Annotated in this window: 25 protein-coding genes; 22 read left to right on the top strand and 3 right to left on the bottom strand. The window is 57.1% G+C overall.

Translation table 11 applies throughout. The features are described 5' to 3' along the window. Window position 1 precedes the first annotated feature (1 nt). The 9 genes from flgD to flgL all read left to right on the top strand — a co-directional run bounded on the left by flgD (window position 2) and on the right by flgL (window position 9,058). On the top strand, window positions 2-673 hold the full coding sequence (gene flgD, locus ACMGEE_RS04775) for a flagellar hook assembly protein FlgD (RefSeq protein WP_253454606.1): 672 nt from the start codon (window positions 2-4) through the stop codon (window positions 671-673). Window positions 674-699: 26 nt separating this feature from the next. Beyond that, window positions 700-1,908, top strand: a complete 1,209-nt coding sequence (flgE, locus tag ACMGEE_RS04770; protein ID WP_253454605.1) for a flagellar hook protein FlgE — start codon at window positions 700-702, stop codon at window positions 1,906-1,908. A 21-nt stretch (window positions 1,909-1,929) separates the two neighbouring features. Then, a complete protein-coding gene (locus ACMGEE_RS04765) occupies window positions 1,930-2,670 on the top strand; it encodes a flagellar basal body rod protein FlgF (RefSeq protein WP_253454604.1) in 741 nt (246 codons plus the stop codon). Window positions 2,671-2,686: 16 nt separating this feature from the next. After that, window positions 2,687-3,469, top strand: a complete 783-nt coding sequence (gene flgG / locus ACMGEE_RS04760) for a flagellar basal-body rod protein FlgG (RefSeq protein ID WP_125290784.1) — start codon at window positions 2,687-2,689, stop codon at window positions 3,467-3,469. 66 nt (window positions 3,470-3,535) lie between these two features. Continuing rightward, a complete protein-coding gene (locus ACMGEE_RS04755) occupies window positions 3,536-4,237 on the top strand; it encodes a flagellar basal body L-ring protein FlgH (RefSeq protein ID WP_253454603.1) in 702 nt (233 codons plus the stop codon). A gap of 9 nt (window positions 4,238-4,246) precedes the next feature. After that, a complete protein-coding gene (locus ACMGEE_RS04750) occupies window positions 4,247-5,344 on the top strand; it encodes a flagellar basal body P-ring protein FlgI (RefSeq protein ID WP_301252711.1) in 1,098 nt (365 codons plus the stop codon). Further along, window positions 5,344-6,303 (top strand): flagellar assembly peptidoglycan hydrolase FlgJ, encoded by a 960-nt coding sequence (gene flgJ / locus ACMGEE_RS04745; RefSeq protein WP_301252713.1) that lies wholly within the window; start codon window positions 5,344-5,346, stop codon window positions 6,301-6,303. Before ACMGEE_RS04750 ends, flgJ begins: the two co-directional genes overlap by 1 nt. A gap of 116 nt (window positions 6,304-6,419) precedes the next feature. Further along, window positions 6,420-8,072, top strand: a complete 1,653-nt coding sequence (gene flgK / locus ACMGEE_RS04740) for a flagellar hook-associated protein FlgK (RefSeq protein WP_436829756.1) — start codon at window positions 6,420-6,422, stop codon at window positions 8,070-8,072. Between the two features lie 20 nt (window positions 8,073-8,092). Then, on the top strand, window positions 8,093-9,058 hold the full coding sequence (flgL, locus tag ACMGEE_RS04735; protein WP_253454600.1) for a flagellar hook-associated protein FlgL: 966 nt from the start codon (window positions 8,093-8,095) through the stop codon (window positions 9,056-9,058). A gap of 98 nt (window positions 9,059-9,156) precedes the next feature. Here flgL and ACMGEE_RS04730 read toward each other — a convergent pair whose 3' ends face one another. Beyond that, window positions 9,157-9,729: a flavin reductase family protein gene (locus ACMGEE_RS04730; RefSeq protein WP_436829755.1), complete on the bottom strand. Its 573-nt coding sequence runs from the start codon at window positions 9,727-9,729 to the stop codon at window positions 9,157-9,159. A 535-nt stretch (window positions 9,730-10,264) separates the two neighbouring features. Beyond that, window positions 10,265-14,098 (bottom strand): ribonuclease E, encoded by a 3,834-nt coding sequence (rne, locus tag ACMGEE_RS04725; protein WP_436829754.1) that lies wholly within the window; start codon window positions 14,096-14,098, stop codon window positions 10,265-10,267. Between the two features lie 569 nt (window positions 14,099-14,667). Here rne and rluC point away from each other — a divergent pair. After that, window positions 14,668-15,630 (top strand): 23S rRNA pseudouridine(955/2504/2580) synthase RluC, encoded by a 963-nt coding sequence (gene rluC / locus ACMGEE_RS04720; protein ID WP_253461018.1) that lies wholly within the window; start codon window positions 14,668-14,670, stop codon window positions 15,628-15,630. Window positions 15,631-16,059: 429 nt separating this feature from the next. Here rluC and ACMGEE_RS04715 read toward each other — a convergent pair whose 3' ends face one another. Beyond that, entirely contained in the window at window positions 16,060-16,644 is a 585-nt protein-coding gene (locus ACMGEE_RS04715) for a Maf family protein (protein ID WP_253454597.1), read from the bottom strand. A gap of 142 nt (window positions 16,645-16,786) precedes the next feature. On the opposite strand from ACMGEE_RS04715, the gene yceD reads away from it, so the two are divergent. The 12 genes from yceD to holB all read left to right on the top strand — a co-directional run bounded on the left by yceD (window position 16,787) and on the right by holB (window position 26,490). After that, on the top strand, window positions 16,787-17,308 hold the full coding sequence (gene yceD / locus ACMGEE_RS04710) for a 23S rRNA accumulation protein YceD (protein ID WP_125290775.1): 522 nt from the start codon (window positions 16,787-16,789) through the stop codon (window positions 17,306-17,308). Between the two features lie 14 nt (window positions 17,309-17,322). Continuing rightward, a complete protein-coding gene (gene rpmF / locus ACMGEE_RS04705; RefSeq protein ID WP_013025362.1) occupies window positions 17,323-17,493 on the top strand; it encodes a 50S ribosomal protein L32 in 171 nt (56 codons plus the stop codon). Between the two features lie 23 nt (window positions 17,494-17,516). After that, a complete protein-coding gene (gene plsX, locus ACMGEE_RS04700; protein ID WP_301252720.1) occupies window positions 17,517-18,548 on the top strand; it encodes a phosphate acyltransferase PlsX in 1,032 nt (343 codons plus the stop codon). Window positions 18,549-18,554: 6 nt separating this feature from the next. Further along, on the top strand, window positions 18,555-19,508 hold the full coding sequence (locus ACMGEE_RS04695) for a beta-ketoacyl-ACP synthase III (protein ID WP_125290773.1): 954 nt from the start codon (window positions 18,555-18,557) through the stop codon (window positions 19,506-19,508). A 16-nt stretch (window positions 19,509-19,524) separates the two neighbouring features. Continuing rightward, window positions 19,525-20,454 (top strand): ACP S-malonyltransferase, encoded by a 930-nt coding sequence (fabD, locus tag ACMGEE_RS04690; RefSeq protein WP_301252721.1) that lies wholly within the window; start codon window positions 19,525-19,527, stop codon window positions 20,452-20,454. A gap of 13 nt (window positions 20,455-20,467) precedes the next feature. Then, entirely contained in the window at window positions 20,468-21,202 is a 735-nt protein-coding gene (fabG, locus tag ACMGEE_RS04685) for a 3-oxoacyl-ACP reductase FabG (RefSeq protein WP_125290771.1), read from the top strand. Window positions 21,203-21,356: 154 nt separating this feature from the next. Next, entirely contained in the window at window positions 21,357-21,593 is a 237-nt protein-coding gene (gene acpP / locus ACMGEE_RS04680; protein WP_004157115.1) for an acyl carrier protein, read from the top strand. Between the two features lie 88 nt (window positions 21,594-21,681). Beyond that, a complete protein-coding gene (fabF, locus tag ACMGEE_RS04675; protein WP_125290770.1) occupies window positions 21,682-22,923 on the top strand; it encodes a beta-ketoacyl-ACP synthase II in 1,242 nt (413 codons plus the stop codon). Window positions 22,924-23,056: 133 nt separating this feature from the next. Further along, window positions 23,057-23,869, top strand: a complete 813-nt coding sequence (pabC, locus tag ACMGEE_RS04670; RefSeq protein WP_436829753.1) for an aminodeoxychorismate lyase — start codon at window positions 23,057-23,059, stop codon at window positions 23,867-23,869. After that, on the top strand, window positions 23,866-24,885 hold the full coding sequence (gene mltG / locus ACMGEE_RS04665) for an endolytic transglycosylase MltG (RefSeq protein WP_253454592.1): 1,020 nt from the start codon (window positions 23,866-23,868) through the stop codon (window positions 24,883-24,885). Before pabC ends, mltG begins: the two co-directional genes overlap by 4 nt. After that, window positions 24,875-25,507 (top strand): dTMP kinase, encoded by a 633-nt coding sequence (gene tmk / locus ACMGEE_RS04660; RefSeq protein ID WP_253454591.1) that lies wholly within the window; start codon window positions 24,875-24,877, stop codon window positions 25,505-25,507. The genes mltG and tmk overlap by 11 nt, the downstream gene beginning before the upstream one ends. Beyond that, the gene (gene holB, locus ACMGEE_RS04655) at window positions 25,504-26,490 is read left to right on the top strand and encodes a DNA polymerase III subunit delta' (RefSeq protein ID WP_301252730.1); all 987 of its coding nucleotides are present in this window, start codon (window positions 25,504-25,506) and stop codon (window positions 26,488-26,490) included. Before tmk ends, holB begins: the two co-directional genes overlap by 4 nt. Window positions 26,491-26,494: the final 4 nt, after the last annotated feature.

Below are 26,494 nucleotides of genomic sequence, written 5' to 3'. Positions count from 1 at the left end.
GATGGGCATTACCGTTGGCGTTAATGAGTCACTTGACAACACAGCTATTACTTCTTCGTCGTCGACTACCGATAAAACGGCAGCCGACCTGCAAAGTAACTTCCTGACCCTGCTGGTCACGCAGTTAAAAAACCAGGATCCGACGAACCCAATGGATAACGGCCAGCTGACTACACAGCTGGCACAGATCAATACCCTGAGCGGCATTGAAAAACTGAACACCACGCTGGGATCGATTTCCGGCCAGATCAACAGCGGACAGTCTTTGCAGGCTTCCACCCTGATCGGCAAAGGCGTGATGGTTAACGGCTCGCAGGTGCTGGTCGGCAGCGGTCAGACCACGCCGTTTGGCGTTAGCCTGGAACAGGCTTCAACGGCGACCACCGCCACCATTACCGATCCTTCTGGCAAGGTAGTGCAAACCATTAACCTGGGTGCGCTCAGCGCCGGCGTCCACACCTTCTCCTGGGATGGTTCGTCAGCAGACGGCACCACCGCAGGCGACGGCAAATATAACGTGGCCATCAGCGCCAGCAACGCTACCGGACAGCTGGTCGCGCAGCCGCTGAATTATGCATTAGTCAATGGGGTTACTAACGACACCAGCGGTGCCGTTCTCGACCTCGGCACGATGGGTAAGACCACCATCGCGAATGTTCGTCAGATTATTTAACTTAACCCCGATTCAGGAATACACACATGGCATTTTCTCAGGCAGTCAGCGGTTTAAACGCAGCATCCAGCAACCTGGACGTTATCGGCAACAACATCGCCAACTCCGCAACGGTGGGTTTTAAATCCGCTACCGTTTCCTTCGCTGATATGTTCGCCGATTCTAAAGTCGGTCTGGGCGTAAAAGTAGCTGCGGTAACCCAGGACTTTAACGACGGTACGACCACTTCTACCAGCCGTGGCCTGGACGTGGCAATCAGCCAGGCCGGCTTCTTCCGTATGGCTGACGCCAGCGGCGCGGTTTACTACAGCCGTAACGGCCAGTTCACGCTGGACGCTAACCGTAACATCGTTAACGCCAACGGCCTGCAGCTGACCGGTTATCCGGCAACCGGCACGCCGCCAACCGTGCAGACCGGTGCTAACCCGGTTGCGCTGAGCGTACCAACCACGGCGATGGCGGCGAAATCCACCAGCGCAGCGGCACTGGTAGCTAACCTGAACTCAACCGACAGCGTGCCGACGACCACGCCGCTGGATATTAACAACACCAGCTCTTACAACAGCAAAGCGTCAATGACCACCTATGACTCGCTGGGTAACGAGCACAACCTGAACCTGTACTTCACCAAAACGGCTGACAACGCCTGGACGGTGAACGTGAAGGACGGCAGCTCGGCGAACCCAACCGCTGACGTGGGCACGTTCAACATGACTTTTGATACCAGCGGCCAGATGACGTCCACCGCGACGCAGGCGATTACGCTGGCGGGCCTGAACGGTTCTGCTGCCACTAACTTCACGCTGAACATGGCGGGCAGCCAGCAGCAGAACACCGGCACCAGCACCTTCGGCAACCCAACGCAGGATGGTTACAAGCCGGGCGAACTGACCAGCTACCAGATCAACAACGACGGCACGGTAGTAGGTAACTACTCCAACGAGAAAACCCAGACCTTGGGTCAGATCGCCCTGGCTAACTTTGCTAACCCGGAAGGCCTGAAGTCTGAAGGCAACAACGTGTGGTCAGCAACGGCTTCTTCTGGTCAGGCGCTGGTTGGCCTGGCGGGCACCGGTAACCTGGGTACGCTGACCGCAGGCGCGCTGGAGTCTTCCAACGTCGACCTGAGTAAAGAACTGGTCAACATGATTGTGGCACAGCGTAACTATCAGTCTAACGCCCAGACCATTAAAACACAGGACCAGATCCTCAACACCCTGGTCAACCTGCGTTAATTCGGCTAACAGGGGAGTCAAATGGATCACGCGATATATACCGCAATGGGGGCTGCCAGTCAGACCCTCCAACAGCAGGCAGTCACGGCGAACAACCTGGCCAACGCCTCCACGCCTGGCTTCCGTGCGCAGCTGAACGCGCTGCGCGCCGTGCCGGTGCAGGGCGAGTCACTGCCGACCCGTACGCTGGTGACGGCTTCGACGCCGGGCTCAGATATGACCCCGGGCGCGATGGACTACACGGGACGTTCGCTGGACGTCGCCGTTCGTCAGGATGGCTGGCTGGCCGTGCAGGCTCAGGATGGCGCTGAGGCCTACACCCGCAACGGCAACATGGAGCTGAACCCGGCCGGACAGCTCACCATCCAGGGCAAACTGGTGATGGGCGACGGCGGACCGATTGCCGTACCGCAAGGCTCGGAAATCACCATTGCCGCTGACGGTACGATTACCGCGCTGAACCCTGGCGATCCGCCGAACGCCACTGTCCAGCTGGGACGTCTGAAGCTGGTAAAAGCCACCAGCTCGGAAGTCACTCGCGGCGACGACGGCCTGTTCCGTCCGACCGGCGCAGCGCAAACCCTGCAGGCCGATGCGACCATTCAGGTGATGCCTGGCGTACTGGAGGGCAGCAACGTCAGCTCCAGCCAGACCATGGTCGATATGATCGCCAACGCACGCCGCTTTGAGATGCAAATGAAAGTCATCTCCAGCGTCGATGAAAACGAACAACGCGCTAACCAGCTGCTGTCAATGAGCTAAGAGCAGAGGAACTAACATGATTAACTCTTTATGGATTGCCAAAACCGGTCTTGATGCTCAGCAGACCAATATGGACGTTATCTCGAACAACCTGGCGAACGTCAGCACCAACGGCTTTAAACGCCAGCGTGCCGTGTTTGAAGATCTGATGTATCAGACCATTCGTCAGCCTGGCGCGCAGTCTTCTGAACAGACTTCTCTGCCTTCCGGGATGCAGCTGGGTACCGGTACTCGTCCGGTAGCGACCGAGCGTCTGCACACTCAGGGCAACCTGAACAAAACCGACTCATCGAAAGATGTGGCGATCAGCGGGCAGGGTTATTTCCAGGTACAGATGCCGGACGGCACGCTGGCCTATACCCGTGACGGCTCTTTCCAGACTGACCAGAACGGCCAGCTGGTGACCAACGCCGGTTTCCCGGTGCAGCCGGCGATCACTATCCCGGCCAACGCCCTGAACATGACTATCGGCCGTGACGGCGTGGTCAGCGTGACGGTGCAGGGTCAGACCCAGCCTACGCAGGTCGGCCAGCTGACGCTGAGCACCTTTATTAACGATGCTGGCCTGGAAAGCAAAGGTGAAAACCTGTACCAGGAAACGCAGTCATCGGGCGCACCGACCGACAGCACGCCGGGCAACAACGGCGCGGGCCTGCTCTATCAGGGCTACGTTGAAACCTCCAACGTAAACGTTGCCGAGGAGCTGGTCAGCATGATCCAGACTCAGCGCGCCTATGAGATCAACAGTAAGGCAATCAGCACGTCCGATCAGATGCTGGCCAAACTGACTCAGCTGTAAGTAAGACCGTGCCGGGTTCGCCCGGCGCTTAATAAAAGCTTTCTCTAATGATTAAAGGTTAATTCCATGGCGAAGCAAATTTCAGTGCCTGGACGCTTGTTAGTAGCCTTAGCGCTTCTGACGCTTAACGGTTGTGCTTTAGTTCCACGTCAGCCCCTGGTTGAAGGTTCGACAACGGCCCAGCCGCTGGCCGCTTCGCCGCCTGTGGTTAACGGCTCCATTTTTCAGGGCGTGATGCCGATGAACTACGGCTACCAGCCGCTGTTCGAGGATCGTCGTCCACGTAATATCGGCGATACGCTGACCATTACCCTGCAGGAAAACGTCAGTGCGAGCAAAAGCTCCACGGCCTCCGCAGGACGTGACGGTAGCGCATCCCTTGGTCTGACGGCGCTGCCTTCCGCGCTGACCGGCCTGCTGGGCGGCGAAAAAACCAATATCGACGCCAACGGCAAGAGCGACTTTGCAGGTAAAGGCGGCGCAACGGCGAACAACACCTTTATCGGCGTCATCACCGTGACCGTGAATCAGGTGCTGCCGAACGGCAACCTGAAAGTGGTTGGTGAGAAACAGATTGAGATTAACCAGGGTACGGAATTTATCCGCTTCTCGGGCGTGGTTAACCCACGCACCATCAGCGGCAGCAACAGCGTAGTTTCGACCCAGGTGGCGGATGCCCGCATTGAGTACGTCGGCAACGGCTATATCAATGAGGCACAGACGATGGGCTGGCTGCAACGGTTCTTCCTGAACCTGTCACCATTCTAAGAGGTTAAAATGCGTAAGATTATTCGATTCACCCTGCTGCTGCTGACTGCGGTCAGCGCTTTTGCCCACGCCGATCGCATTCGCGATTTGACCACGGTTGGCGGCGTGCGCGACAACTCCCTGATCGGTTACGGTCTGGTTGTCGGGCTGGATGGATCCGGTGACCAGACTACCCAGACGCCGTTTACCACGCAAAGTCTGAACAACATGCTGTCGCAGCTGGGCATTACCGTGCCCAGCGGCACCAACATGCAGCTGAAAAACGTCGCGGCGGTGATGGTCACCGGCAAGCTGCCTGCCTTTGGCCGTCAGGGCCAGGTGATTGACGTGGTGGTTTCTTCTATGGGTAACGCCAAAAGCCTGCGCGGCGGCACGCTGCTGATGACCCCGCTGAAAGGCGTGGATAACCAGGTTTATGCGCTGGCGCAGGGCAACATTCTGGTGGGCGGTGCGGGCGCTTCTGCCGGCGGCAGCAGCGTCACGGTTAACCAGGTAAACGGCGGCCGCATCACCGGCGGTGCGACTATCGAACGTGAACTGCCGAACAGCTTCGGCGCGTCTAACGTGATCAACCTGTTCCTGAACGAAGAAGACTTCAGCATGGCGCAGCGTATCGCTGACGCGATTAACGGTCGCTACGGCTCTGCTCAGGCGCTGGATGGCCGTACCGTGCAGGTACAGGTTTCCGCTAACGGCACCTCTCAGGTTCGCCTGCTGGCTGATATCCAGAACATCGATGTTTCCGTGCCGATTCAGGATGCAAAAGTGATTATCAACTCGCGCACCGGCTCGGTGGTAATGAATCGCGAAGTGATGCTCAGCTCCTGCGCTATCGCTCAGGGCAACCTGTCGGTCACGGTTAACCAGCAGCAGAACGTCAGCCAGCCGAACACGCCGTTCGCAGGCGGCCAGACCACGGTCACGCCACAAACGCAGATCGACCTGCGCCAGAGCGGCGGCGCGCTGCAAAGCGTAAACGCCAGTGCCAACCTGAACAGCGTTGTTCGTGCCCTGAACGCCTTAGGCGCCACGCCGATCGACCTGATGTCCATCCTGCAATCAATGCAGAGCGCGGGCTGTCTGCACGCCAAACTGGAAATTATCTGATGAGCAACGCCCAGTCTCTGATGGGAGCCGCCTACGACAGCGGCTCACTGAACAACCTGAAACGCCAGGCCAGCAACGACCCGAAAGCGCATGCGCGGGAAGTCGCCAAACAGGTAGAAGGGATGTTTGTGCAAATGATGTTGAAAAGTATGCGCCAGGCGCTGCCGCAGGATGGTCTGCTGAGCACCGAACAGACGCGTCTTTATACCTCAATGTACGATCAGCAGATTGGGCAGGAAATCGCCTCGAAAGGGCTTGGCCTGGCCGACATGATGGTCAAGCAGATGGAGCAGGCGCAGGCGCCCGATGAGAAAGCGGGCACCGTGCCGATGAGGCTGGATAAAGACTTTATCAACACGCTGCCGCCGCTGGCGATGGCGATGGAAACAGAGCAGGAGCGGATCGTCCGTCGCGCCGTGCCGCGCCTGCCTGCTTCGCCGGACAGGCCGCTCAGCGGCGACAGCGCTGACTTTATTGCCAAACTGTCGCAGCCGGCGAAAGAAGTCAGCGCCGGTACCGGTATTCCTCATCACCTGATCCTGGCGCAGGCCGCGCTGGAGTCTGGCTGGGGCCAGCGGCAGATCATGACCGCAGAAGGCAAGCCAAGCTTTAACCTTTTTGGCATTAAGGCGACGGGCAGCTGGCAGGGCAAAACCACCGAAATCACCACCACCGAATATGAACACGGCGAAGCGAAAAAGGTGAAAGCCAAATTCCGCGTTTATGACTCCTATTTCGATGCGCTGAGCGACTATGTGAAGCTGATTGCCAACAACCCGCGCTACCAGGCGGTGACCACGGCGGCAACGCCGGAGCAGGGCGCGCAGGCGCTTCAGGCGGCAGGCTACGCCACCGATCCGAAGTATGCGCAGAAGCTGGTGGGAATGATCCAACAATTCAAGAACATGGGCGAGAAAGTAGTGAAAGCCTATAGCCAGGATATCGGCGATTTGTTCTGATTTTCCGCTCAAGTTTGCCTTATTTTTGCCGATAACGTTTAAAAGCCGGTTCCGCATCAGCGCATGCCGGCAACCGATTGTAATGCCGGCCCGTGCTGGAGCAATAAGGAACCGACATGTCTAACTTAATTAACACCGCTATGACCGGTATCAACGCCGCTTCGGCCGCGCTGAGCACCACCAGTAACAACATCAGCAATTACAACGTTGCTGGCTATTCACGTCAGACTACGGTTCTTGCCCAGGCAAGCAGCACGCTGAACGGCACGCAGTATTATGGCAACGGCGTGGCGGTGGCCAGCGTCAACCGCGAATACGATGCCTTTATTACCAATCAGCTGCGCAGCGCCAGCACCCAGTCCAGCGCGCTGACCACGCAGTACAGCCAGCTGTCCAACATTGACGATATGTTTTCCAGCACCACCAATACGCTGTCTACCACCGTGCAGGATTTCTTCTCTTCGCTGCAAACGCTGGTCAGCAACGCCTCCGACTCGTCTTCGCGTCAGGCGGTATTGGGTAAGGCCGACGGTCTGGTTAACCAGTTCAGGGTTACGGATACTTATTTACGTAACGTAGACAGCAGCCTGAGCACCTCGATCACCTCCAGCGTCGATCAGATCAACGGCTACGCTAAGCAGATCGCCAATATCAACCAGCAGATCACCAAGCTGAAAGGCGCGGGCGCGGGCAACGAGCCTAACGATCTGATGGATCAGCGCGATCAGCTGGTCAGCGATCTGAACAAAATTGTCGGCGTAACCGTCAGCCAGCAGGACGGCGGCAGCTATAACATCAGCATCGGCAACGGTATTTCGCTGGTGCAGGGCGACAGCTACAGCAAGCTGGCCTCCGTTTCTGCCAGCAGCGATCCGAGCCGTAAAACTATCGCTATGGTGGATAATACCAGCGGTAAGGCGACGGAAATCCCGGAAAGCCTGGTGACCACCGGCTCGCTGGGCGGCCTGCTGGCTTTCCGCACCGATCTGGATAATACCCGTAACCAGCTTGGCCAGATGGCGATGGCGCTGGGCGACAGCTTCAATACCCAGCACAAAGCGGGCTATGACAGCAACGGCGACGCGGGCGAGGCCTTCTTTAACCTCGGCGGCCCGTCGGTGACGTCCAACACCAATAACAGCAAGACGGCTTCGCTTTCGGCAGCCTGGACCGATACCAGCGCGATAAAAGCGTCTGATTATAAGGTGAGCTACGACACCAACGGCTGGAGCGTAAAGCGTCTTTCCGACAATGCCAGCGTGTCCGCGAACCCGTCTACGGACGCCAGCGGCAACACCACGCTGAACTTTGATGGCCTGCAGCTGACGGTGTCCGGTACGCCAACGGCGAAGGACAGCTTCCTGGTGAAGCCGGTTGCCAACGTTATCACCAATATGAGCGTCAATATCACCGACGAAGCTAAAGTCGCCGCTGGCGATGCCGATAATGGTGTGAGCAACAACAAAAATGCTCAGTCGCTGCTGGATTTGCAGACCAAAAAAGTGATCGGCGGCAGCAGCACGGTGACGCAGGGCTACGCCAGCATGGTTGCCTCTATCGGTAACAAAACCAGCAACCTGCAAACGACCAGCACCACGCAGGGCAACGTGGTGACGCAGCTGACCAATCAGCAGCAGTCCGTTTCCGGTGTGAACCTGGATGAAGAATACGGCAACCTGACGCGCTATCAGCAGTATTACACGGCCAATGCGCAGATTTTGCAGACCGCCACGACCATATTTAACGCGCTGATTGGCGCCGTAAGCTGATTCCTCAGAAGGATAAAATCATGCGTTTAAGCACCACAATGATTTATGACCAGCAAATGCGCGGCATTTCTGATTCGCAGGCCAGCTGGCTGAAGTCAGGCGAACAGTTATCGACCGGCAAACGCGTGGTCAGGCCCTCGGACGATCCGGTCGCGGCGGCCCAGGCCGTTGTGCTGTCTCAGGCTCAGGCCGAGACCAGCCAGTACAAAACGGCGCGTAACTTCGCCACCAGCAGCCTGTCGCAGGAAGCCACCAATCTGTCTCAGGTGACCAGCGTGATCACCCAGGCGCAAACGGCGGTAGTGGCGGCTTCAACCGGCACGCTGTCGGACGAAGACCGCTCGACTTATGCAACCACGCTCACCAGCCTGCGCGATCAGCTGATGAACCTGGCAAACTCTACGGACGGTAACGGCCGCTATATTTTTGCCGGTTACAAGTCCGATACGGCGCCTTTCACTCAGGATGCCAGCGGCAACGTCGCCTACAGCGGCGGCGATACCGCCATCAGCCAGAAAGTGGATGCCAGCCGCACCATGACCACCAGCCACACCGGCAGCCAGGTCTTTACCTCGCTGACCAGCAATGCGGTGGCGGAGCCGGACGGCAGCGCCAGTGAAAGCAACATCTTCACCACGCTGAACACGGCGATTAACTCGCTGAAGCAGCCGCTGGCGAATGCGGACGGCGCGACCAAAGATGCGGCGGCAGCGGATATGGCTAAGGCCAACCGTGGCCTGCGTAACTCCATGAACAACGTGCTGAAAGTTCAGTCCGAAGTGGGTACGCAGCTGAGCGAGCTGGACAGCATTGAAGCGAAATCTGACGATACCGCGCTGAGCCAGGCGACCCAGATGAGTAATCTGGTAGATGCCGATTACACCAGCACGATTTCGTCTTACACCATGAAGCAGGCTGCGCTACAGGCGTCTTATAAAGTGTTCAGCTCCATGTCGCAGATGTCGCTGTTTAAAATGAATTCTTAGGTTTACCCATTTTGGACGCGCTTAAACCGGGTGCGTCCGTTTTTTCCCCGTCTTCAGATTAACCTCCTGACGACGGGTTTTTTTTGCCTGTTGTTTGCTTATTCCACCACCAGCGACGTGCCGGTAGTATAGAAATGTTTGCCGGCAATATAGTGCAGGCTACGCCACTCATCGCCCGCTTCTTCAAAGTGCCAGTGACCTTCTCTGAACACCCGGCTGTCAGCCCACGCGCTTTTAATTTCCCCGATAAATAAATCATGATCCTGCTGATTTTGTTCAAGCGGGATAAGATGACAAAAAAGCCAGGCGGCACAGCCTGCCACCAGCGGCGGCGCAACTTCCGGCATGGAGAAAAGATCCATGCCCGATTTCAACAGCTTATCCTGCTCTTGATGGCGTGAATGGGTGCCCAGGTAATGCACAAGGTCGGCCTGCGCGGCGGTGGGAACCTGGATAACAAACTGACCGCTGGCTTCAATCAGGCGGCGGGTAAAGGCGCTTTTATCAAGCACCACCGTTAATTTTGCCGGTTTGAAATCCAGTCCGCACGCCCAGGCGGCGGACATCACGTTTTCGACGCCTTCATGTGTTGCCGACACCAGGATTGTTGGGCCGTGATTGATCAGCCGATAAGCTTTTTCGAGTTCAACAGGTTGAAAAAAAGCATCCATAAATAGCCTCCTTTGAAATGGATAAATAAAGCTAAGCGTGGCGGCGGGATATGACAATGCCGGATGGCATCCCTTCACCGGAGTAACCGCTTCCGGTAACGAAACCACGTGTAAAACAGTCGCTTCTGCATGTCATTTGCTGACAATCTGCACTGCCCGTACCAAAAGGAAGCGACACGCCGGGTAAACCGGTTATGTTAAGCGGCACCGTCGCCCCTTGCAGACAGGTTGCGTCAACGCTTTGCCCCGCAATAGTAAACTGTTCAACGCCATGTTTATGAGCAGGAACTGGCAGCACTTACGTAATCAGCACGTCATAGCGTGAAAAATAATCGGCAACGCCATCGCGTAGCCGCCTGGCCGGCCTGATCCCGACCAAGGCCGGAAATCGAGCGTTTGGCGCGGATAATTACTATCAAAAATAATGATTAATAGCGGAGAAGCGGCGCATATCGTGCAGCCAGCATAGTATTGCGCCAGCTCAGGCAAAAAAAAACCCCGGTCAGTGACCGGGGCTTTTTATCAGCCTTGCTGCTTACTCAGGGCGGGTAGCCGGAGCCGTCGCCTGATGAGTGGCGGCATGACCACCTGCGGAACCTTTGCCTTCAAAGTTGAAGGAAGGACGCACCCAGTCGCTGTTGCGAGCAGGTTCTGCCTGGTACTCAGGCGCTGGCGCTTTGGTCATCGGTGCCGTGGCATGATGTTTAAAGGCCGGCGCGGCAACTTCAGGCTGCGCTTTTTCAGCAACGGCTGTTGTTGACGCCGGTGCTGCCTGAGCCTGTGGAGCGGCTTCAGCAGGTGCCTGAGGACGCGCTGGCGCAGCGGAAGCAACACGCGGTGCTTCAGCCTGGGCTGCTGGCGCTGCTGCTTCAGCCGGAGCATCAGTCTGCGCTGCTGGTGCTGCTGCTTCAGCCTGAGCCTGAGCTACTGGCGCTGCGGCTTCAGCCTGAGCCGGAGCCTGCGCTGCTGGCGCTGCTGCTTCAGCCTGAGCCGGAGCCTGCGCTGCTGCTTCAGCCTGAGCCGGAGCCTGCGCTGCTGCTTCAGCCTGTGCCGGAGCCTGTGCTGCTGGCGCTGCCGCTTCAGCCTGGGCCGGAGCCTCAGTCTGCGCTGCTGGCGCTGCGGCTTCAGCCTGTGCGGACGCAGAAGCAGGCTCGTCGCGACCGGCAACCGGCGCGTGCGGCTCGGAAGCCACTACGGGTGCTTTGACTTCTGGCGCGTTAAGCACTTCGGCTACCTGCTGCTCTGTTTGCTCGCTGACGTCGGCGGCGAAAGCCCGATCGGCAGCTTCGCTTTCTGCGGGTTCCGCAGCCGGGAAGGCGGCCTGTGCAACCTCTTGTGCGACTTCTTCGTCAGCGGCGGAGATAACGGCAGGTTCTTCATTCACCGGCGCAGCAATCGCAGCGTTGTCGGTTACGGCTGTTGGCGCTACGGCAGCAGCGATTTCAGCCGATGTTGTTGGCTCGACAGAGACTGGCTCAGCGATATGTACCGGCTGCGCTTCGTCCTGTACGTCCTGCGGCAGGCTTTCAGCGACCGCCACGGCAACGGCTGCGGCCGTCTCTTCGTGACCGTAATCCGGCACTACCGACTGCTCAATCTCATGGTTATCAGAGATATGGGCTACCGGATAGGAGACCCACACTTTACCTGAAGCCATTTCCGGGGAAGCGGCGGCAAAGGTCAGCGGCATCGGCGACTGGTTCGGGTAACGCTCGTCACGATAGCGACGACGACGCTGGCCGCTAACGCGCAGATGACGTGGCGAACGACGTGAACGACGAGGCATGCTGTTGGTGTCGCGCTCTTCCTCATCAGCTTCCACGATATCCACCGCTTCGGTCAGGGCTGGCTGCTGTTCTTCAGCTGGCGCGGCTTCTTCCGGCGCGAAAGAGCGGGCTGCGGTTTGCTCAGCCGTCTCGATACGCACTTTCTGGCTCAGCTGGCGCGGCTTACGACGCGGCATTACCTGAACCTGCTCTTCACCCTGTTCAACAGCGACAGCCGCTTCTTCTTCTGGCAGTGCGCTTTCAACTTTTTCTTCCTGAGCGGCCAGGCGTTTTTCTTCCTGACGACGTTTGCGCTCGGCGCGCTGTTCGCGGCGTTGCTGCTGCTGCTCTTCACGCTGCTGGTTGCGAACTTCTTCACTGACCGGCGCATCATCCTGCGGCGTGACGTTGCGTTTGTTGCGACGATTCTCTTCGCGTGCTTCCGCCTGCGGATCGCTGTCGCGCACCATGCGCTCGTTACGATTGCTGTTGCGATTGTTGTTACGCTCGCCGTTGCGGTCGTTACGTTCGCCATTGCGGTCATTACGCTCGCCGTTGCGGTCATTACGCTCGCCGTTGCGGTCATTACGCTCGCCATTGCGGTCATTACGCTCGCCGTTGCGGTCGTTACGTTCACCGTTGCGGTCGTTACGCTCGCCGTTACGGTCGTTGCGTTCACCGTTGCGGTCGTTACGCTCGCTACGGTCACCGTAACGATCGCCATTGTTGCGGTCGCGACGGTTATTCTGACGGCGGTTGTTACGACGCTCGCTGCGCGGCGGGGTAGCTTCCGGCGCTTTCTCTTCTTCTTCCACCACGGCGGCAGGCTGAGGCTGTTCGGCTGGCTTCTCTTCGGCAGCGAACATCTTCTTCAGGCCACGCAGGAAGCGGCCGACCAGGCCCGGCTCGTTAGCAGCAGGCGCGGCGGCAGGCTGAGCGACAGCAGCAGGCTCGACAGGCGCTTCTGGTTCCGGCTCGTGCGGCACAGGCGGCGCATCCGGCATTACAAACGCGGCCAGAGCTGGTTGCTCAGGACGTTTGCGCTCGGCGTGCTCTTCTTCCGAAGGCAGCGCCATTTCGGCTTCATGCAGCTTTGGCAGATGATAGCTGAGGGTCTGCGTTTCTTCGCCGCTGCGCACGCGCAGCACGGAGTAGTGCGGTGTCTCCATCTGATCGTTAGGCACGATAATCGCGCGCACGCCGCCCTGGCGTTTTTCAATGGCGCTTACCGCTTCACGTTTCTCATTCAGCAGATAGGATGCGATCTGTACCGGAACAATAGCGTGGACTTCTTTGGTGTTCTCTTTCAGCGCTTCTTCTTCAATCAGACGCAGAATAGAAAGCGACAGCGATTCGTTATCACGGATGGTGCCGGTGCCGCTACAGCGAGGGCAGACGTGATGACTGGATTCGCCCAGCGACGGGCTGAGGCGCTGACGCGACATCTCCAGCAGGCCGAAACGCGAGATATGGCTAATCTGGATACGGGCACGATCCTGGCGCACGGCTTCACGCAGGCGGTTTTCTACCGCGCGCTGGTGGCGAACCGGCGTCATATCGATAAAGTCGATAACAATCAGGCCGCCCAGGTCACGCAGGCGCAGCTGGCGGGCAATTTCATCCGCCGCTTCCAGATTGGTATTAAAGGCGGTTTCTTCGATATCGCCGCCGCGGGTAGCGCGCGCGGAGTTGATGTCGATAGCGGTCAGCGCTTCGGTGGAATCGATAACGATAGAGCCGCCGGAAGGCAGACGCACTTCACGCTGGAAGGCCGACTCGATTTGCGATTCGATTTGGTAATGGCTGAACAGCGGGATTTCGCCGGTGTACAGCTTGATTTTGCTGCTGAAATCGGGACGGCCCAGCGCGGCGATATGCTGGCGAGCCAGCTCCAGCACTTTCGGGTTATCAATAAGGATTTCGCCGATATCCTGACGCAGATAGTCGCGGAAGGCGCGAACGATAACGTTGCTTTCCTGATGGATCAGGAAGGGAGCAGGGCGGCTGTCGGCGGCCTTTTTAATCGCTTCCCAGTGCTTCATACGGAAGCTTAAATCCCACTGCAGCGCCTCGGCGGATTTGCCGACGCCTGCGGTACGCACGATCAGACCCATGCCTTCCGGGAGATCCAGCGCGGAAAGCGCTTCTTTCAGCTCGGTGCGGTCATCGCCTTCGATACGGCGGGAAATGCCGCCCGCGCGCGGATTGTTCGGCATCAGCACCAGGTAGCTGCCGGCCAGACTAATAAAGGTAGTCAGCGCCGCGCCTTTATTGCCGCGCTCTTCTTTATCAATCTGAACAATAACTTCCTGACCTTCACGCAGCACGTCTTTGATATTAGGACGGCCATGAGAGGAATAGTTGGCAGGAAAGTTTTCGCGGGAGATTTCTTTCAGAGGGAGAAAACCGTGTCTCTCAGCGCCGTAATCAACGAAGGCGGCTTCAAGGCTGGGTTCGATGCGGGTAATTTTACCTTTATAGATATTGGCTTTCTTCTGTTCGTGTCCTGGGCTTTCGATATCCAGATCGTACAGACGCTGTCCGTCTACAAGGGCGACACGCAACTCCTCCTGTTGAGTTGCGTTGATCAACATTCTTTTCATCGTAACTTACTCATTATTCTTACATTAGTGACAAAGCTACGGGCATAGTAACGCTGGACGCGTCTAAACCGATGGCCCCGTGTCTCATCGCAAAGCCGTCAACCTCCCGGTTGTCGCCAGCTCAAGGGGCGCAAATCTCGGTAGCCTGCTTTTCAACTGGAAAAACAGCGCGTTTATAAAGAGGGATAACCACCAGTGGTACCAGAGTGAACCTGTCCCGTCTTGTCGTCCAGGCTGCAACCCGCAGCCCGCTAAATGCCTGATTGCACAATACGTCTTACGCCATTGCTGCGTGTATGTACGATCCGGCAAAATTCTTATAACGCTATTCTCTTGTTTCACATGCGTTGAGCCAGTAAAACGGAATCATTATTCCACTGCTAAGCTTGTGATAGCAAGGTGACTTTTCCCGCTCTGCGAAGTTTATTCCAGCTTTTAAAACGATTTGCAGCGCTTTTCAGCAAATTGCCGAAAAAACAGGCATAAACCTTCTGCGGCAGAGGTCACTGTCAGTTAAGCACAGAAAAAGAAGTGGCGCTATGCTGACGCTCTATTTAGAATCGCCAACCATGAAAACCAATACTCCAGCAGTTCAAATTGTGACTATCGCCGCCGATGACGCGGGGCAGCGCATCGATAATTTTTTACGCACGCAGCTAAAAGGCGTGCCGAAAAGCATGATTTATCGCATTTTGCGCAAGGGCGAAGTGCGGGTAAATAAAGGACGCATTAAGCCGGAATACAAGCTGGAAGCCGGGGATGAAGTGCGTATTCCACCGGTTCGGGTCGCAGAACGCGAAGAAGCGGCCGTTTCGCCAAAGCTGGATAAGGTGGCCGCGCTGGCGAACGCTATCGTTTATGAAGACGATTATATCCTGGTGATGAATAAGCCCTCAGGCACCGCCGTTCACGGCGGCAGCGGGCTAAGCTTCGGCGTAATCGAGGGCCTGCGGGCGCTGCGTCCGGAGGCGCGTTTCCTGGAGCTGGTGCACCGTCTGGATCGCGATACCTCTGGCATCCTGCTGGTAGCAAAAAAACGCTCCGCGCTGCGTTCGCTGCATGAACAGCTGCGTGAAAAGGGGATGCAGAAAGACTACCTGGCGCTGGTGCGCGGCTCGTGGCCTTCCCATGTAAAAGCGGTGCAGGCGCCGCTGCTGAAAAACATTTTGCAAAGCGGCGAGCGCGTGGTGCGGGTAAGTAGCGAAGGCAAGCCTTCCGAAACGCGTTTCAAAGTTGAAGAGCGTTATGAAAAGGCGACGCTGGTCAAAGCCAGCCCCATTACCGGGCGGACGCACCAGATCCGCGTACACACGCTGCATGCGGGGCATCCGATTGCCTTTGACGATCGCTATGGCGAAAGAGATTTCGATGCTCAGCTGGCGGGAACGGGTCTGAAAAGGCTGTTTCTGCACGCCGCCGCGCTTAAGTTCACCCATCCGAACAGCGGAGAAGTGATGCGAGTGGAAGCGCCGCTGGATGATGAGCTGAAGCACTGCCTGGCCGTATTGCGAAAAACCTCTCCGGCGAAGTGATCTTTAGTGCAGCGTTATTCGACATTGGCATGGATGCTCAGCGTCAGTAAAGGCAGGTCATAACCGGTTCTGGCAATCGACAGCGGTAAAGACGGTTCGCCAGTGAGAGATAACGGACGATCGTATGTCTTAAATAATATGCCTTCAATAAATCAGTGATAAATTGCAGGCCCTGTTTTTAAGCGATTCCTCCCTGGCGCTACGCTAAGGCTAATGGCGGGAGGCGCTGTCCGGATAAGCGAACCGAGCGTGTCAGGGATGACGTTTTTTGCGTGTCCCGGTTCCGGATGGCCCCTCCCGCTTTCTTACAGGCTAAAGCGACTTAGCCCGTGAGGACTTACGTATAGCCTTGAACCTCCTGACAAGCCAGAAACGACCTGCCAGCCTCAAAATTTCTGACCAGCCAGAAGCTGCCGAGCCGACAGGATCCTAACCTGCCAGCGGATCCATTCCCGCCTCGCGCAGCATTTCGCAAAGCGCGATTAGCGGCAGCCCGACCAGCGTATTAGGATCGCGGCCCGTTAATCTGTCGAACAGCGTAATACCTAATCCTTCGCTCTTAAAGCTGCCTGCACAGCCCAGAGGCTGCTCTTTGCGAACATAATTAATAATCTCCTGCTCCGTTAATAATCTGAAATCCACGCTGAAAGGTTCGCAGATCGCCTTTATGCTTTTCGTCCGGCTATTAAAAAGCGCAAGGCCGGTATAAAAAATCACGCTATGGCCGCTGGCCTGGCGTAACTGCTCGCAGGCTTTCTCTTCCGTATGCGGTTTTCCGGTTATTTTACCGTCTATTACGCAAACCTGGTCGGAGCCTATAATCAGATGGTCAGGATAGCTTGCCGCCAGCGCGCGGGCCTTCTGGCCGGCAAGGCGCTGCACCAGATCTATCGCAGATTCGCCGGTCTGCGGCGTTTCATCCACCTCCGGCGCTGCGGTAATAAAAGCGAGGCCCAGTTTCTCAAGCAAGGCTTTTCTGAAAGGGGAGGTTGAAGCCAGAACCAGCTGTGTCATAATTTTTTCCGGAATAGATAGCGCAGGAGTGCAGGACATTTTAAACTATGCGCCGCACTGGTTGCGAATAATGGGTGAAAGATGCTGTTAAACGGCCTTTTTCTTTGACTCTAACTCGTTACAAAGTTAATATGCGCGCCCTATGCAAAAGGTAAAATTACCCCTGACTCTCGATCCGGTTCGCACCGCTCAGAAACGCCTGGACTACCAGGGCGTTTACACCCCTGAACAGGTGGAGCGTCTTGCCGAATCGGTAGTGAGTGTGGATAGCGATGTAGAATGTTCGATGTCGTTCGCAATCGACAATCAGCGTTTAGCGGTGCTGAAAGGCACTGCGGCGGTCTCCGTTACGCTGTGTTGTCAACGCTGCGGCCAGAACTTTCCGCATTCTGTCCACGTAACGTATTGCTTCAGCCCGATCGTCAATGACGAGCAGGCGGAGGCACTGCCGGAAGCGTACGAGCCGGTCGAAGTCAACGAGTTTGGCGAAATCGACCTGCTGGCGGTGGTGGAAGATGAAGTTATCCTCGCCCTGCCGGTCGTTCCGGTGCATGATTCTGAACACTGTGAAGTGTCCGAGGCGGACATGGTCTTTGGCAAGTTGCCTGCAGAGGCGGAAAAACCAAACCCATTTGCCGTATTAGCCAGTTTAAAGCGTAAGTAATAGGAGTAAGGTCCATGGCCGTACAACAGAATAAACCAACCCGTTCCAAACGTGGCATGCGTCGTTCACACGATGCGCTGACCACTGCCACTCTTTCCGTAGATAAAGTTTCTGGCGAAACGCATCTGCGTCACCACATCACTGCGGATGGTTACTACCGCGGTCGCAAGGTCATCGTTAAGTAACTCACGGCCCAGCCGGCGATACTTTGACACGTTTGACCCTGGCGATTGATGCCATGGGCGGGGACTTCGGTCCCTGCGTGACAGTGCCTGCGGCAATGCAGGCACTGGCGTCCGATCCGCAGCTACATCTTCTTCTGGTCGGCGATCCCGACACACTCACGTCATTACTCGCAAAAGCTGATTCCGCGCTCCGGGAACGTCTACAGATTATTCCTGCCGAGTCGGTTATTGCCAGTGATGCCAGACCGGCACAGGCTATTCGCCATAGCCGGGGTTCCTCAATGCGCGTGGCGCTTGAGCTGGTAAAAGAAGGACAGGCCGACGCCTGCGTCAGCGCAGGCAATACCGGCGCGCTGATGGGGCTGGCCAAGCTCATGCTCGGATCGTTAAACGGTATCGAGCGTCCGGCGCTAATGACCGTGCTGCCCAACGTACGGGCTGGCAAAACGGTGCTGCTGGATTTAGGCGCTAACGTGAATTCCGATAGCGCTATGCTGGTGCAATTCGCGATAATGGGTGCGGTCATGGCGGAAGAAGTGCTGGCCATCAGCCGACCGCGCGTTGCGCTGCTGAATATTGGGCAGGAAGAAACCAAAGGTCTGGAAACGATTCGGGACGCCGCAGGTATTCTGCGTGACGCGCCGGAAATTAACTATATTGGATACCTCGAAGGCAACGAACTCCTTACCGGGAAAACGGACGTCCTTGTGTGCGATGGTTTCATCGGCAACGTCACGTTAAAGACAATGGAAGGCGTGGTCAGAGTGTTTCTTTCGCTGTTGCAATCGCCAGAAGGTAAAAAAAGGGCCTGGTGGCTGTCGCTGCTGGGGCGTTTGCTGAAAAAACGCCTGGCTAAGCGCTTCGGTCATCTTAACCCCGACCAGTACAATGGCGCCTGCCTGTTAGGGCTACGCAAAACCGTGGTAAAAAGCCACGGCGGCGCCAGCCAGCGCGCATTTGTTGCGGCGATAGAACAGGCAGAGCAGGCGGTGCGGCGGCAACTTCCGGAAAGGATTGCCGCCCGCCTTGAAACTGTATTACCTAAGAGTGACTGAGCGGACATGTATACAAAGATTATCGGTACGGGCAGCTATTTGCCTGAACAGGTGCGGACTAACGCCGATCTGGAAAAAATGGTGGATACGTCGGACGAGTGGATTGTCACCCGTACCGGTATCCGTGAACGTCGCATCGCTGCGCCCGACGAGACCGTGGCGACGATGGGCTTTCATGCCGCCGAGCGCGCGCTGGAAATGGCGGGTATCGATAAAGACGATATCGGCCTGATTGTGGTGGCAACGACCTCCTCCAGCCACGCCTTCCCAAGCTCCGCCTGCATGATCCAGCAAATGCTGGATATTAAAGACGCCGCGTCTTTCGATCTGGCGGCGGCCTGTGCGGGCTTCACCTACGGCCTGAGCGTCGCCGATCAGTACATTAAAAACGGTGCGGTAAAAAATGCGCTGGTGATTGGTTCCGACGTGCTGGCGCGTATGCTCGATCCTGAGGATCGCGGCACGATCATTCTGTTCGGCGATGGCGCGGGCGCCGTGGTGCTTGGCGCCAGCGAAGAGCAGGGCATCATTTCCACCCATCTGCACGCCGACGGCCGCTACGGGCAGCTGCTGACGCTGGCTAACCAGGATCGTGAGAATCAGGCACAGCCTTCTTACGTCACCATGGCCGGCAACGAAGTCTTCAAAGTTGCCGTGACGGAGCTGGCGCATATCGTTGAAGAAACGCTGCAGGCCAATAACCTTGAGCGCGAAGCGATTGACTGGCTGGTGCCGCATCAGGCCAACCTGCGTATTATCAGCGCTACCGCGCGCAAGCTGGGTATGGAAATGGATAAGGTCGTGGTCACGCTCGATCGTCACGGCAACACGTCTGCCGCCTCTGTGCCGACCGCGCTGGATGAAGCGGTGCGCGATGGCCGCATCAAGCCAGGTCAGCTTATTCTGCTGGAAGCCTTTGGCGGCGGTTTCACCTGGGGCTCGGCGCTGGTTCGTTTTTGATTAACAGGATATAACAATGACGCAATTTGCTATGGTTTTTCCAGGTCAGGGTTCGCAGACCGTGGGTATGCTGGCCGAACTGGCGGCAGAAAACGCGCTGGTAGAACAGACGTTTCGCGAAGCTTCCGACGCGCTGGGTTACGATCTGTGGGCGCTGGTGCAAAACGGCCCTGCTGAAGAACTGAACAAAACCTGGCAGACGCAGCCCGCTCTGCTGGCTGCATCTGTTGCTATTTTCCGCGTTTGGCAGGAAAAAGGCGGATCTCAGCCTGCAATGCTGGCAGGACACAGCCTGGGCGAGTATAGTGCGCTGGTTTGCGCAGGCGTGATCGACTTCAAAGAAGCGATCAAACTTGTCGAACTGCGCGGCAAACTGATGCAGGAAGCGGTGCCGGCAGGCACGGGCGCCATGCAGGCGATTATCGGTCTGGACGACGCGGCTATCGCTAAAGCCTGCGAAGAGTCGGCGCAGGGCGAAGTTGTTTCTCCGGTGAACTTTAACTCGCCGGGTCAGGTTGTTATCGCGGGCAACAAAGCGGCGGTAGAACGCGCTGGCGCAGCCTGTAAAGCCGCTGGCGCAAAACGTGCGCTGCCGCTGCCGGTTAGCGTCCCGTCGCACTGCGCGCTGATGAAGCCCGCTGCGGACAAGCTGGCCGTCGCGCTGGAGGCGATTGTCTTTAGCGCGCCAACCGTGCCGGTCGTCAACAACGTGGATGTTAAGTGCGAAACGTCGCCTGAAGCGATCCGCAGCGCGCTGGTTCGCCAGCTCTACAGCCCGGTTCGCTGGACTGAATGCGTAGAGTTCATGGCGCAGCAGGGCGTTACGTCGCTGCTGGAAGCAGGGCCTGGCAAAGTGCTGACCGGCCTGACAAAACGAATTGTAGACACCCTGACGGCAACGGCGATCGGCGATGCGGCCAGCCTGTCAGCGGCGATCGAGCAGTAAAAAGAGGATGAAGATGAGCTTCGAAGGAAAAATTGCGCTGGTGACCGGCGCGAGCCGCGGCATTGGCCGTGCGATTGCAGAAACCCTGGTCGCGCGTGGCGCGAAGGTGATTGGTACCGCTACCAGCCAGAGCGGTGCGGATGCAATCAGCGCTTATCTGGGCAGCAATGGCAAAGGCCTGCTGCTGAATGTTACCGACAGCGCGTCTATTGACGAAGTGTTGGGAAATATTCGCGCAGAATTTGGCGAAGTGGACATTTTAGTCAATAATGCTGGCATTACGCGTGATAATCTTCTGATGCGTATGAAGGACGACGAGTGGCAGGATATCCTGGACACTAATCTGACTTCCGTATTCCGCCTGTCAAAAGCGGTAATGCGCGCTATGATGAAAAAACGCGTGGGCCGAATTATTACCATTGGCTCCGTTGTTGGAACAATGGGTAATGCGGGTCAGGCAAACTACGCGGCAGCAAAAGCGGGTTTGATCGGCTTCAGCAAGTCACTGGCGCGTGAAGTCGCGTCACGTGGTATTACCGTTAACGTTGTGGCTCCCGGTTTCATTGAAACCGACATGACGCGTGCGCTGACTGAAGAGCAGCGTGCGGGCATCCTGGCGGAAGTGCCGGCGGGTCGCTTAGGCGGCGCGCAGGAAATCGCCAGTGCCGTTGCATTTTTAGCCTCTGACGAGGCGGCGTACATCACTGGTGAGACGCTGCACGTCAACGGCGGAATGTATATGGTCTGATAATCGCGAAAACTATTTGCGTTATTTGCGGTAATGCCCGCAAAATAGCGTAAATTCGTGGTTTGACCAGCCGGGATTTAGTTGCATCTTTTTCAACATTTTATACACTACGAAAACCATCGCGAAAGCGAGTTTTGATAGGAAATTTAATAGTATGAGCACTATCGAAGAACGCGTTAAGAAAATCATTGGCGAGCAGCTTGGCGTTAAGCAGGAAGAAGTTGTTAACACTGCCTCTTTTGTAGAAGATCTGGGCGCTGATTCTCTTGATACCGTTGAGCTGGTAATGGCTCTGGAAGAAGAGTTTGATACCGAGATTCCGGACGAAGAAGCTGAGAAAATCACTACCGTTCAGGCTGCTATTGATTACATCAATGGTCACCAGGCGTAAGTGAGCATCTCCAGGCGGTCGCTCGACCGCCTGAGTTTTATCTGTAGGTCCCACTGATTCTCTTTTATCCCCTCCCTGGAGGACGAACGTGTCTAAGCGTCGTGTAGTTGTGACCGGTCTTGGCATGTTGTCTCCTGTCGGCAATACCGTAGAGTCTACCTGGAATGCTCTTGTTGCCGGTCAGAGTGGCATCAGCCCGATCGACCATTTTGAAACCAGTGCCTACGCAACGCGTTTTGCTGGCTTAGTAAAGGATTTCAACTGCGAGGAGTTTATCTCGCGTAAAGATCAGCGCAAGATGGACGCCTTCATTCAATACGGCGTTGTTGCTGGTATGCAGGCTATGCAGGATGCCGGTCTGGTCATTACTGACGAGAACGCGCACCGTATCGGCGCCGCTATCGGCTCCGGCATCGGCGGTCTTGGTCTGATAGAAGAAAACCATACCTCGCTGGTGAACGGCGGTCCGCGTAAAATCAGTCCTTTCTTTGTGCCTTCCACTATTGTGAACATGATTGCCGGTCATCTGACTATCATGTACGGCATGAAAGGGCCGAGCATTGCCATTTCTACCGCCTGTACAACCGGTGTGCATAACATTGGTCAGGCTGCGCGTATGATTGCCTACAACGACGCCGACGTCATGATTGCCGGCGGCGCAGAGAAAGGCAGTACGCCACTGGGCATTGGCGGCTTTGGCGCGGCACGTGCGCTTTCTACCCGTAACGACAATCCTCAGGCGGCAAGCCGTCCGTGGGATAAAGACCGTGACGGCTTCGTGCTGGGCGACGGGGCAGGTATCGTCGTGCTGGAAGAATACGAACATGCTAAAAAGCGCGGCGCGAAGATTTACGCCGAGCTGGTTGGCTTCGGCATGAGCAGTGATGCTTACCACATGACCTCGCCGCCGGAAAACGGCGCGGGCGCGGCGCTGGCAATGGAAAACGCCCTGCGCGATGCACAGCTGTCGCCGGAAAAAATCGGCTATATCAACGCACACGGCACCTCGACGTCTGCGGGCGATGTGGCAGAAGCGCAGGCTGTGAAATCCGTATTTGGCGCTGCGGCGTATGACGTAATGGTCAGCTCCACAAAATCCATGACCGGTCATCTGTTAGGCGCGGCGGGAGCAGTAGAATCCATCTACTCTATCCTTGCACTGCGCGATCAGGTCATTCCGCCTACCATCAATCTGGATAACCCGGATGAAGGTTGCGATCTGGATTTTGTGCCGCATACGGCGCGTCAGGTTAAAGGACTGGAGTACGCTCTGTGCAACTCCTTCGGGTTTGGCGGCACTAATGGCTCGCTGATCTTCCGGAAAATCTGATTGTCTGTTGTGAAAAAAGGCCCGCAAATGCGGGCCTTTTTTGTTTTATCCCCACGCTACTTTAGCCGTTTAAACGGACGTGAATCTACGCGAGGATGCAGGTAAGCTTGCGCGTAGCAAATAAGGAGAGCAGATGATCTGGATAAACGGTCAGCCTCAGGAGCATTTGTCCGTCAGGGACCGCGCCGTACAGTTTGGTGACGGCTGTTTTACTACGGCCCGTATAGAGCAGGGTGAAGTCTTTGACCTGCGCGCGCATCTTGAACGATTACAGCAGGCCTGCGAGCGCCTGCTAATCCGTGATGTTGACTGGCAAGCCTTGCGGCAAGAGATGAAGATAGCCGCCGCGACGCGTACAACCGGCGTGCTTAAAGTTATTGTTTCTCGCGGTGTCGGCGGCCGGGGCTACAGCGCCAGCGGCTGCCAGCAGGCTTCACGCATCATTATGCTGTCGGACTATCCGACGCATTATCATCAGCTGCGCCAGACGGGCGTAAGGCTGGCGCTAAGCACCATCCGTTTGGGCCGCAATCCGCAGTTAGCCGGTATCAAGCATCTTAATCGCCTGGAACAGGTACTCATTCGCACAGAGCTTGAGCAGACCGGCGCTGACGAAGCGCTGGTCCTTGACACTCAGGGGCTGCTGGTGGAATGCTGTGCGGCAAATTTATTCTGGCGTAAAGGCGAGGAAGTTTTTACCCCCGACGTGACGCAGGCCGGCGTAAACGGTATCCAGCGTCAGCGGGTGATGCGGCTGCTGGCCGCGCAGGGTGTCAGAGTCAGTGAAGTCAGCGTACCGCCACAGATCCTCGAAGAAGCGGACGAAATTTTTATCACCAATGCGCTGATGCCAGTGCTGCCGGTAGTGGAGATAGACAACCGGTTTTATCGCTCAAGAACGTTGTTTAATCGGATCAATGAGCACGATTTTCAGGGAAATTTATGACAGTAAAACGCAAACTAGTCGGCGGGATCGTCGCGCTTGTTATCGCCGGTTTGGCTTTCAGCTACTGGCAAATTAAGCAGCTGGCCGGTTCGCCGCTCTCGATTAACCATGAGACGATTTTCACGCTTCCGGCCGGATCGGGCCGCGTGGTGCTGGAAGCCGAGCTGAACAGGCAAAAAATTATTCCGCATTCCATCTGGTTTGGCTGGCTGCTCAAGCTGGAGCCGGAGCTGGCGAATTTTAAAGCCGGTACCTATCGCTTCACGCAGGGTATGACGGTACGCCAGATGCTGGCGCTGCTCTCCAGCGGTAAAGAGGCGCAGTTCCCGATCCGGTTTATCGAAGGGTCGCGGATGCAGGAGTGGCTGGCGCAGCTGCGCGCAGCGCCCTATATCAAACACACGCTGGCTGACGATAAACTGACCACGCTGGGTCAGACGCTGAAAATGTCGGAGCAAAACGTCGAAGGCTGGTTCTATCCCGATACCTATTCCTACACCGCCAATACCACGGACGTGGCGATCCTGGAGCGGGCTCACGGCCAGATGGTAAAAATCGTCGATACGCTGTGGCAGAACAAAGCGGACGGGCTGCCCTATAAAGATAAAAATGATTTGTTAACCATGGCGTCGATTGTGGAAAAAGAGACGGCGTTGGGCGAAGAGCGCAGCAAGGTCGCTTCGGTATTTATCAATCGTCTGCGGCTGGGAATGCGTTTGCAGACCGATCCGACCGTGATTTACGGTATGGGCGACAGCTATAAAGGCACGCTGACGCGCAAGGATCTGGAAACGCCGACGGCCTATAACACCTATGTGATTGCCGGCATGCCGCCGGGGCCTATCGCCACGCCGGGCAAAGCCTCGCTGGAAGCCGCGGCGCATCCGGAAAAAACGGACTTCCTTTATTTTGTTGCGGACGGCAAAGGCGGACACACTTTTACCACTAACCTGGCGAGCCACAATCGCGCGGTCCAGGCGTGGCGCCTGCTGCTCAAGGAAAAAAATGAAAAGTAATTTTATCGTTATCGAAGGGCTGGAAGGCGCGGGCAAAACGACCGCTCGGGATACCATCGTTGCGACGCTTAAACAGCACGGCATTGAGGATATCGTCTTTACCCGCGAACCGGGCGGCACGCCGCTGGCGGAAAAACTCCGCGAGTTGATCAAGCAGGGGATTGAAGGCGAGCAGATCACCGACCGCGCGGAGCTGCTGATGCTTTACGCGGCGCGAGTGCAGCTGGTGGAGAATGTCATTAAACCGGCGTTGGCGCGCGGCGCCTGGGTGGTTGGCGATCGCCACGATCTCTCTTCTCAGGCCTATCAGGGCGGCGGGCGAGGCATGGATATCCGTCTGATGGCGCAGCTGAAACAGAGCGTACTGGGTGATTTCGCGCCTGATTTGACCCTCTATCTGGACGTGACGCCAGAAATCGGTCTGCAACGCGCCCGCTCGCGAGGCGCATTAGATCGGATCGAACAGGAGTCGCTGAACTTCTTTACCCGCACGCGTGAACGCTATCTGACGCTGGCCGCCGCGGACGAAAGCATTAAAACTATCGACGCCACGCAGGATATAGAGGGCGTCTCCGCCGCTATCCGACAGACGCTGGCGCAGTGGCTACAGGTACGGTCATGATCTGGTATCCGTGGCTTAACCAGCCTTACCGGCAGATCGTCGGCCAGCATCAGGCCGGACGCGGACACCACGCGCTGCTGCTCCAGGCGCTGCCGGGCATGGGCGATGCCTCGCTGGTCTGGGGGATCAGCCGCTGGCTGATGTGCCAGCGCAGAGACGGGCTGAAAAGCTGCGGAGAGTGCCACGCCTGTCGTTTGATGCAGGCCCATACGCATCCGGACTGGTACGAACTGTCGGCGGAAAAGGGCAAAAGCTCGCTGGGTATTGATGCGGTGCGCGGCGTTACGGAGAAGCTCTTCCATCATGCCCAGCAGGGCGGAGCGAAAGTGGTCTGGCTGCCCGATGCCGCTCAGCTGACGGAGGCCGCCGCCAACGCGCTGCTGAAAACGCTGGAAGAGCCGCCGGTGAACACCTGGTTTTTGCTCTGCTGCCAGCAGCCGTCACAGCTGCTGGCCACGCTGCGCAGCCGCTGTCAAAGCGTTCACCTGGCCGCGCCGGACGAGACGCAAAGCCTGAGCTGGCTGCAAAAGCAGGCTGGCGCATCACAGCAGGATTGCCTGACCGCGCTGCGGCTAAGCGGTGGCGCGCCTGCAGCGGCGCAAACGCTGCTGGAAAAAAGCTGGGCGGCGCGGCAGGCGCTGTGCGAGGCGCTGCCGGGGGCGCTGCAAAAAGATATGCTATCCTTGCTGCCCGTTCTGAACCACGACGACGCGGCGGCGCGTACCGGCTGGCTCTGCGCGCTGCTGGTGGACGCGCTGAAATGGCAGCAGGGCGGCGGGCGCTTTATCGCCAATGCCGACAGCCAGACGCTGGTGGCGGAGGTTGCCCGTCAGCTACCGGCCAGCGCGCTGGATGAGAGCATTCGCCAATGGTTCCTGTGCCGCGATCGCCTGCTGAACGTGGTAGCCGTAAACCGTGAACTCTTATTGACCGACCAGCTGCTGGCGTGGGAGCAAATGCTCCATGCTTCCGTGGTCGGCTAACGAA

Source organism: Erwinia artemisiae (genome assembly GCF_051400835.1).
Lineage (GTDB): Bacteria > Pseudomonadota > Gammaproteobacteria > Enterobacterales > Enterobacteriaceae > Erwinia > Erwinia aeris.
This window is presented reverse-complemented; position numbering and strand designations above follow the sequence as displayed.